The 8,633-nt window shown below is 75.6% G+C and carries 7 protein-coding genes; 3 read left to right on the plus strand and 4 right to left on the minus strand.

All coding sequences use genetic code 11. From position 1 onward, the window contains the following. Positions 1-63: 63 nt before the first annotated feature. From Q8791_RS31525 to Q8791_RS31535, 3 genes are all read right to left on the minus strand, one after another. Complete coding sequence (locus tag Q8791_RS31525) at positions 64-1,728, minus strand: hypothetical protein (RefSeq protein ID WP_330095512.1); 1,665 nt, start codon at positions 1,726-1,728, stop codon at positions 64-66. Then, positions 1,725-2,717, minus strand: coding sequence for an ABC transporter ATP-binding protein (locus Q8791_RS31530; RefSeq protein ID WP_330095513.1), 993 nt, complete (start codon positions 2,715-2,717; stop codon positions 1,725-1,727). Before Q8791_RS31530 ends, Q8791_RS31525 begins: the two co-directional genes overlap by 4 nt. A 269-nt stretch (positions 2,718-2,986) precedes the next feature. Then, the gene (locus tag Q8791_RS31535) at positions 2,987-3,955 is read right to left on the minus strand and encodes a helix-turn-helix transcriptional regulator (RefSeq protein ID WP_330095514.1); all 969 of its coding nucleotides are present in this window, start codon (positions 3,953-3,955) and stop codon (positions 2,987-2,989) included. Positions 3,956-4,338: 383 nt separating this feature from the next. On the opposite strand from Q8791_RS31535, the gene Q8791_RS31540 reads away from it, so the two are divergent. Then, entirely contained in the window at positions 4,339-4,698 is a 360-nt protein-coding gene (locus tag Q8791_RS31540; protein ID WP_330095515.1) for a hypothetical protein, read from the plus strand. 127 nt (positions 4,699-4,825) lie between these two features. Here the strand turns inward: Q8791_RS31540 and Q8791_RS31545 are convergent, their stop codons facing one another. Next, positions 4,826-6,406, minus strand: a complete 1,581-nt coding sequence (locus Q8791_RS31545) for an apolipoprotein N-acyltransferase (protein WP_330095516.1) — start codon at positions 6,404-6,406, stop codon at positions 4,826-4,828. 304 nt (positions 6,407-6,710) lie between these two features. Between Q8791_RS31545 and Q8791_RS31550 the strand changes: the two genes are divergently transcribed. Beyond that, complete coding sequence (locus tag Q8791_RS31550; protein WP_407942094.1) at positions 6,711-7,877, plus strand: sensor histidine kinase; 1,167 nt, start codon at positions 6,711-6,713, stop codon at positions 7,875-7,877. Then, the gene (locus Q8791_RS31555; RefSeq protein ID WP_330095518.1) at positions 7,868-8,512 is read left to right on the plus strand and encodes a response regulator transcription factor; all 645 of its coding nucleotides are present in this window, start codon (positions 7,868-7,870) and stop codon (positions 8,510-8,512) included. The genes Q8791_RS31550 and Q8791_RS31555 overlap by 10 nt, the downstream gene beginning before the upstream one ends. The last annotated feature ends 121 nt before the right edge of the window (positions 8,513-8,633 follow it).

Genomic DNA, 8,633 nt, shown 5'->3' on the forward strand with positions numbered 1-8,633 from the left:
CCGCCCCCCCCCCCCCCCCCCCCCGCCCCCACCGCGTCCGACCGGCAGGCCCGGACACGGCCGTCACCGCCCTCCGCGGGGTGACCGCCCCCGGACGGCTCCGGCGCCCTCGCGCCGTGCTCCCGGGCGGGACCTGGCGGCGGTGACGCCCGCCGCGACCCCGAGGAGCCCCAGGGCGACCGCTGCGACCAGCAGCGGGGAGGGGCCGGTGAGGTGGCCGTCGGCCCGTACCGCGCCGAGGAAGTCCACCGGGGACAGGCCGTTGAGGACCAGGTACCACAGGAGCGGGTAGAGCGCCTGGAACGGTCGCCCGACCCGGCTCACCACCCCCAGCGCGAGCGCCAGGCCGGGGACGAACAGCGCCCCGGCCGCCCAGGCGGCGGTACCGGCGGTGTCGCCGGACGCGACCATGCGGACCAGGGGTCCGGCGCCGGTGAGCGCGGCGACGGCGACGCCCGCCGTCCACTCGGCCAGGAGGCGTGCGCCGGCCCGGGGGTAGGAGGCGAGCAGCCCGTCGAGCCCGACGAGCCGCGCCTGGGAGCCCAGTCGCGACCAGACCAGGACGGGCCAGATCCACGCGAGGAGGAGCACCGTGGGCGCCGACCGCTCGGGGAGCACGAGGGCGGCCGCGGTGAACGCGGCCGCTCCGCCCCACCACCAGCGGCTCTGACCGCTGACCAGCATCCTCAGCTCACCCGCGACCAGGCGCGGGAACACCGTCCACGGACCGGCGGTGCGTGCGGCGGCGGGCAGCGGACGCAGCCTCGGCGGCGCGGGCCCGGGGTCGGCGCCCCCACCGCGGGCGGCGTACGGGGGCATCGCCCCGACGGGGGCGCCGACTCCCCCCGGACGGGCGGCGGCCCGGCGGCCGGTGCTCCGCGCCGGGTCGAAGCGGTCGAACCACAGGGCGGGCACCACGGCCAGCAGGACCGCGAAGGCCACGATCACCAGGCGCGTCACCACCAGTTCGCCGGAGGGCTCCCACCCCGGCCACTCGATCGCGCGCAGCGGCTCGTCCACGTAGGTGAGACCGAGGCTGAACTCGCCGGTGGACGCGTCGATCCCCTCGGCGGCGAGGGACGCGCGGAAGGACTCCGCCACGCTCCCCACCCCCAGCCCGCCGAGCGGGGCCCTGGGCGACAGCCCGCCGAGGAGCAGGGACAGCGCGGCCACGGACCACACGACGTTGCCCGCCCCGCCGCGCAGCACGGGAGTGGTCTCGAAGACGACCGCCGCGGCGGCGGTGAGGACCATCAGGGGCAGGGCCAGCACGAGGTAGGGGGTGAGCAGCCGGACCGGGTCCACCCACATCGCCTCGCCCCGGGCGAGCTGCATCACCACCGCCGTCGCGGCGACGGTACCCAGCATCGACACCAGCACCGCGAGGTTGCCGCCGAACTTGGCCAGGAGGTAGGCGGGGGTCCGCAGCGGCGTGGCGGCCAGCAGCTCCCCCACCCCCGTCCGCCGGTCCCTGTCGACGGAGTTCCGCACGACGTAGAAGCCGGCCAGGGTCAGCCACAGGGTGCTGGCCAGGGCGGTGACCGTGCCCACGTAGGCGCTGTCGTAGACGCCCCGGTACCCGGCGACGTCCACCACCGTCCAGTGGGAGTCGACGGCCGGGACCGCGACGTAGCCCAGGCCCACCGTGGCGAGCAGGGTCACCAGGTAGACGGGCCTGCGGACGCGTTCCCGGACGTCGCCCCGGACCAGGCGCGCGTATCCCCTCACCACGACGGCCCCCGCAGCGCTCCCGCGAAACCGCTCCCGGAACCGCCGCCGGCGGGCCCCGACGGGACCGGCGGGACCACGAGGAGGTAGAGGTCCTCCAGGTCGGGCCGGACCCCGACGGCGTCGGCCAGCGGGCGGTGCGGGGACAGGAGGCGGACGCGCACACCCGTCCCCGTGCGCACCATCCGGCTGACGCGGTGGCGCGCCCGGACGGACGCGGCGGCGTCGGCGGGGACGACGGCCTCCCACACCCGGCCCTCCGCCTCGCCGAGCAGGTCGCCGGGGGATCCGTGCCGGAGGAGGCGTCCGCCCGCGACGACGGCCAGGCTGGAGGCAACGGACTCGACGTCGGAGACGATGTGCGTGGACAGGACCACGATCCGGTCCCGGGCCAGATCGGCGAGGAGGTTGCGGAAACGCGCCCTCTCCTCCGGGTCCAGGCCCGCCGTCGGCTCGTCCGCGATCAGCACGCGCGGGTCGGTGAGCAGGGCCTGGGCGATGCCGACGCGTCGCAGCATGCCGCCGGAGTACCCGCCCAGGGGGCGTCGGACCGCGCCGGTGAGGTTGACCAGCTGGAGGAGGTCGTCGATCCGGGCCCGTGCGACGCGCGCGGGGAGGCCCCGGGCGGCGGCCAGGTAGCCGAGGAACTCGCGCGAGGTCAGGTGGGGGTAGACGCCGAAGTCCTGTGGCAGGTAGCCCAGGCTCGCCCGCATCGCTCCGGGGCGCGCCACCAGGTCCGCGCCGTCCAGGAGCAGCCGGCCCGAGGTCGGCCGGGTCACGGTCGCCATGATCCGCATCAGCGTGGACTTGCCGGCGCCGTTGGGCCCGAGCAGGCCGACCACTCCCGAGGTCAGCCTCAGTGTGAGGTCCTCGACGGCGGTGTGGCCCCCTCGGTAGACCTTGCCCACGCCGAGGAGGTCGAGCACGGGACCGGCGTCGGCCGCGCCGCCCGGCGGCGCGGCTCCGGCGGGGGTGCGGGTGTCACTCATGCGGGGGCTCCTCCGTGCGGAGGGTGCGCTCGCGGCGGAGGACGGCGCCGGTCCCCGTGGTCTGTCGTGTCATGTCCACCAGCCTCGCGGGACCGGGGCCGCCGTCCCATCCCGCAGCACCCCCTCCTGGTGGTGGGGACCGCCCTACCCCGGCGGCCCCGTGGCGGGGGCCTCCCCCGGGACCGCCCCGCTCCGGTCCGGCGACCGCTCCCGATGGTCACAGGGCCGGGAAGCCTCCTCCGAGCCGTCGGCGGACCTCCGGGACGCGGTCAGCCGGACCGGTCCGCCGACCGGTGGAGGATGTCGGCGAGGGCGGCGGCACGGCGCGCGAACTCCTCGGGGGACTCGACCGTGAACGGCAGTCCGGTGAGGGCGAGCACGATGGCGATCCACTCGAAGGAGTCGACCCGGGCGGTGTAGCGGGCGCGCTCCGCCCCGACCGGGACGAGGTCGCCGTCCACCCGCGTGATCCGCGCCGCGACCTCCTCGGCGGAGGCGTCGAACAGGACCGACACGGAGTGCAGGGGCCCGCTTTCGCGGAAGCCCCGCTCCAGGTGTTCGGCGCGCCCCTCCCCGGGCAGCTCCCGCGGGGTGAAGGCTGCACGTGTCTGGACGACCTCGCAGATCCGGTCCAGCCGGAAGGTGCGCCAGCCGTCCCTGTCGCGGTCCCAGGCGTACAGGTACCAGCGCCGGCCCGACATCACCAACCGGTACGGGTCGGCCCTGCGCCGGTGGTCCTCCCCGTCCCGCCCCCGGTGGACGAGCCGGACCCACTGCCCCGCCGCGACGGCCTCGCTCAGAGCCGTGACGACGTCCGGCCGAACGCCCGGCCAGGCCCGGCGCTCCGGCTCGACCGCACAGGTCAGGGCGGCGGCACGGCGTGCGAGCGGGGACGGCAGCACCTGGCGGAGCTTGGTCAGGGCGCGGTCCGCGCTCTCCTCCACCCCTTCCACTCCGCCGAGCCCTCCCGCGACGATCCGCAGTCCCAGGGTCGCGGCGACCACCTCGTCGTCCTCGAACAGCAGCGGCGGCACCGCCCTGCCGGCGACGAGCCGGTAGTGCCCGCCGGGGCCGCGCAGGCTCTCCACGGCGTAGCCGAGCTCGCGCAGCCGGTCGATGTCGCGTCGCAGCGAGCGCGGACTGGTGTCCAGGGCGGCGGCGAGGTCCGCTCCGGGCCACGCCCGTCCGGTCTGGAGCAGGGAGAGCAGGCGGAGCGTGCGCTGACTGGTGTCGGCCATGCCCTCATCCTGCCCGGTTCGCGGGACCCGGCGCCGACCGGACCGACCACCCGACGGCCGCGGTGGGCATCGCCTCCCCGCGGCGCCCCTCGGGGGCACCGCGCGCGTGGCGGTTCGACCGAGCGGGCCCCTGCCGCCGACCGCGTCCGCACGCGCACGCCCGGACTGCCGCGACCGCGCTCGGGACGGAGCTCCCGCGTGTCCGCCGACGGCCGGTCCCCGTCCGGCAGGATGGAGCCCGGGAGGGCGGTGGACCCGTGCGGAGCGCAGGCGTCGCAGCAGAAAACCGTGCCCCAGGACGATCATCCAACGCTCGAACCCCTTACCAGGGCCTTATCTGAACTGGGTACGGGGTCGGCGTCAACCTATGAAGTGAGTGAGCGATGTTCGACGACCTGATCGGCTGGTTCAAGGGACTCTTCGGCGGCGCCGCCGAAGAGGTGACCCAGGGGGTGACCGACACCCTGCAGGGCACGGGGGTGGACACCGCCGTCGAGTCCGCGCAGGGCTTCGGTGAAGAGGCCTACGGCGGCGCGGTCGAGTCCGCGCAGGCGTTCGGCGAGGAGGCCTACGGCGGCGTGGCTGAGCAGGCCCAGGCCTACGGCGAGGACGCGCTCGGCGGCGTCACGGAGAGCGTCGAGGGGTTCCAGGACCAGGCCGACACGATCGGCGGCGTCATCGAGGACCCGGGCGGCGCCGCGGCCGACGCCGCGCGCGACCAGTTCTACGGCAACAACGGCTGACTTCCCGCCCTCCCGGCGCCGACCGGGAGGGCACCCCTCTCCAGCCACCCGGGTCCCGGGTCCCGGCATCCGGGGCCCGGGACACGGGCGTGCGGGGGTCAGCACGGGGGACGCGCGACCGGGCGGTTCACCCTTCCCGCTCGGCGCCTGGGGAAGCGCCTTCGTGCGCACCGGGCGCTCCGCCGTCCAGCACGACCGGCCGCCGCCGCTGTCCGCCGGGACGCGACCACCTGCCGGGAACCAGTACCGCCAGCCCCACCAGGCACGACCACGCGAAGGCGTCCCCGATCCGGGAGTAGACCGTCGTCACCCCCTCCCTCGGCACGTAGGCGACCATGGTCTGCTGCTCGGTGGTGAAGTAGTCGGTCGTGGCCAGTGTCCGACCCTGGTGATCGGTGGCGTTCGACCGCCCGCGGCTCGCCTGCCGGAACAGGGACGACCCGTTCTCCACGGCTCGGAACACGGCGTTGCGGGCGTGCATCTCCTTGATGCCCTCCCAGGTGTTGGCGGCGACGAGGAGGACGTCCGCGTCTGCGGCGCCCGCCTGCCGGAGGAGGCCCGGGAAGTCGGCGTCGTAGCAGATGGCGGTGGCCAGGCGCCCGGCGGGCGTGTCCGCGACCGGGATGACGCCCTCACCCGGCTCGTAGGGTTCGAGGACCGGGATGGGGCGGCTCTTGTCGTAGGTCCACGCGACGCCGCCGTCGGGGGTGACCATGACCATCTGGTTGCGGATGTGCGGCGCCTCCTCGGTGTAGACCGACATGCCGGCGTTGACGTACACGCCGTGCTCCTCGGCGACCGCGCGCACCCGGTCCACCAGGAGGTCCCTGTCGGCCTCCAGTGTGAAGGCCGCGGACTCCGGCCACAGCACCACCTCGGCCCCGGCCGCGGCCTCGCGTGCGGTGCCGGCGAGGAGTTCGTCGTTGACGGGGGCGAAGCGTTCGCGCATCTCGTCGGGGTCGGCCGCGACGAGGGCCTCCAGGGAGTCGTACTCGCGAAAGGTCGGAACGATCTCCTCCCACGCGGCCAGCGAGGCGGTGACCCCCGCGATCCGCACCGTGTCGGACGCGGGCGGGGCGAACACCATCCGGGCCCCGCCCGCGGTGGCGGCCAGCGCGACCGCGCCGACGGCCCCGGCCGCGACCGAGCGGACCGCCCTGTCGGAGAGGCCTCGCTCCCACAGGAGGGCGCCCGCCGACGCCGCCCACGCCACCAGGAAGCTCACCCCGTGGACGCCGGTCACCGACGCCACCTGGATGAGGGGGAGGTTCGAGGCCTGGGTGGCTCCGAGGACGCCGTGGATGGTACCGAAGGGGGTGACGGTGGCCACCGCGAACTCCGCGGCGACCGAGGCCAGCGGAAAGACCAGGGAGGCCCGCCACGGGCGGTGCTGCCCCGGGCGGGGGGCCAGGAGCCGGTCGAGGGCGAACGGCAGAGCCCCGGTCAGGGCCAGCGGCACCGCGAGCAGGAGCAGCGGCGGGGACAGCAGGTCGGCGAGGGCGAACCAGACGAGGGTGGCGGCCGTGGTGGCGCCGAGCACGCCGAGGAGGGCGGGAAGCGGTCGGCCGGTGCGGGAGAACCGCAGCAGCAGGACCGGATAGACCCACGCGAGCAGGGCGACGTCCCATGCCGCCTGCATGGCGAAGAGGGACAGGACGGTACCGGCGAGCAGCCAGGAGTAGCGGCGGAGGGGAGGGTGTGGGGACACTGGTTCACCGTTCGGTGCGAAGCGGATTCGTGTGGTGCGGTCTGGCCCGGCCGGGGCACCGAGAACGCTACGGACCGGCGGGCCCGCCGCACATGGGTGGTTCCGCCCGGTCGTCGGCGGGATCCCCCACCCCCGGAAATGCGGTGTACCGCAGTACCCCGGGGGACCCGCTGATCGCTACTCTCCGAACGGGCTCCCGGCACTCCGGGCACCCGTGGGACACCGCGCTCCCCGGCCCGCCGGACGCGCGGCGCCGCTCCCGGGGACCGACCGCGGCGGGGAGAAGGAGAGGACGGACGTGACGGTGCAGGACGGAACGCGACGGCGCCGGAGCGCCGGACGGCCGCACGGGTGGACCCGGGCCCTCGCGGGCACCGCCGCCGGTACGGCGACGGCCGTAGCCGGGGCGGTCCTGCTCCTCGCCGTCCTGGCCGTCTCGGTGCCGACCCTGCCGCTCCTCCTGTGGCCCGCCGCCCGCAAGCGGCTGGCACGGGCGCTCGACTCGGGTGTCCGGCCTCTGGTCCGCCTGGAGCGGCGACGCCTGGCCGCCCTGTTCGGCGTCGAGATCGTCGGCCGCCCCGGGACGGCCCGCTCCCTCGCCTACCTGGCGGCCCGCTGTCCGGTCGGCTTCTTCGGCGGGCTGGTACTGGCGGTCCTCCCGGCGGGCCTCTACCTGGTGGTGTCCCCGCTGGAGGTGCTCGACGGGAACGACCCGGGGATCGTGCCCGCCGGACTGGTGCTCGTGTACCTGAGCGTGCAAGGAACCGTGGGACTGGTGGGCATGGAGAGCTGGCTGGCCCGCCGCCTGCTCGGCCCCAGCCGCCAGGACCTCATGGAGGAGCGGATCGGGGTGCTGGTGGCGACCCGGGCCGGGGTGGTCACGGCCGTGGACGAGGAGCGCCGCAGGATCGAACGCGACCTGCACGACGGCGTCCAGCAGCGGCTGGTCCTGCTCGGCATGGCGTTGGGCCGCGCACGGCGCGATCCGGCCTCGGACAAGGGCCGAGCCCTGGTCGAGCAGGCGTACGAGGAGACACGGAACGCGTTGCGGGACCTCAGGGAGGTCGCCTGGCGCGTGTACCCGGCCGCGCTGGCGGAGGAGGGGCTGCGCGTCGCGCTCCACGGCCTGGTGGGGCGGTCCGCCCTGCCGATCGACCTGGACTTCGGCCTGTCGGCGGCTCCTGCGCAGGCCGTGGAGACGGCGGCCTACTTCGTGGTCGCCGAGGCGGTGACCAACGCGGTCAAGCACTCCGGGGCCGGGAGGGTGGAGGTGCGGGTGCTGGAGAGGGACGACGAGGGGACCAGGTCAGTGGTGGTGCGCGTGAGGGACGACGGCGTGGGCGGCGCCGACCCGTCGGGAACGGGGCTGGCCGGTCTGGCCGGCCGCGTGGAGGCCCTCGACGGCAGGCTGTCCGTGGACAGCCCTCCGGGAGGGCCGACGACGATCACCGCGGAGGTACCGTGCGGGTGATCGTGGCCGAGGACTCGGCCCTGCTGCGGGAGGGACTCGTGCGACTCCTGGAGGACGAGGGGCACCGGGTCATCGCGTCGGTCGGCGACGCGGACGCCCTGCTGTCGGCGGTCCGGGAGGACGCGCCCGACGTGGCCGTGGTGGACGTGCGTATGCCGCCGACCCACACCGACGAGGGGCTGCGCGCGGCGGTGCGCATCCGGCGGGAGCTTCCGGACGTGGGAGTGCTCGTGCTCTCGCAGTACGTGGAGAAGCGGTACGCCACCCGCTTGTTCAGCGAGAACACCGCCGGGGTGGGATACCTGCTCAAGGACCGCGTGGTGGAGGTGGACGAGTTCCTGGAGGCCCTCGTCAGGGTGGGCGGCGGCGGTGCCGCCTTCGACCCGGAGGTGGTGCGGCAGCTGTTGGCGGGCAGCAGCCGCCAGGACCCGCAGGGCCGCCTGACGGAACGTGAGCGGGACGTGATGGACCTGATGGCGCAGGGGCACACCAACCCCGCGATCGCCGCGCGGCTGTTCGTGTCGCAGAGTGCGGTGGAGAAGCACGCGAACGCGATCTTCGACAAGCTCGACCTCGGCGACACGGCGGGGTACAGCCGTCGCGTCCTGGCGGTGCTCCGGCACATCGGCACCTGAGGGCCGGGCCCGCCGAACGGACCGAGGCCGCCGGGCGGTCGAATGCCGGAGAGACCGCCCGGCGGGGCCGGGGCCCGGGCCCGGTCGGAGGCGGGTACGACGGCCCGGGCGGTCGGGGGCG

The organism is Nocardiopsis codii, from assembly GCF_036327455.1.
Lineage (GTDB): Bacteria > Actinomycetota > Actinomycetes > Streptosporangiales > Streptosporangiaceae > Nocardiopsis > Nocardiopsis codii.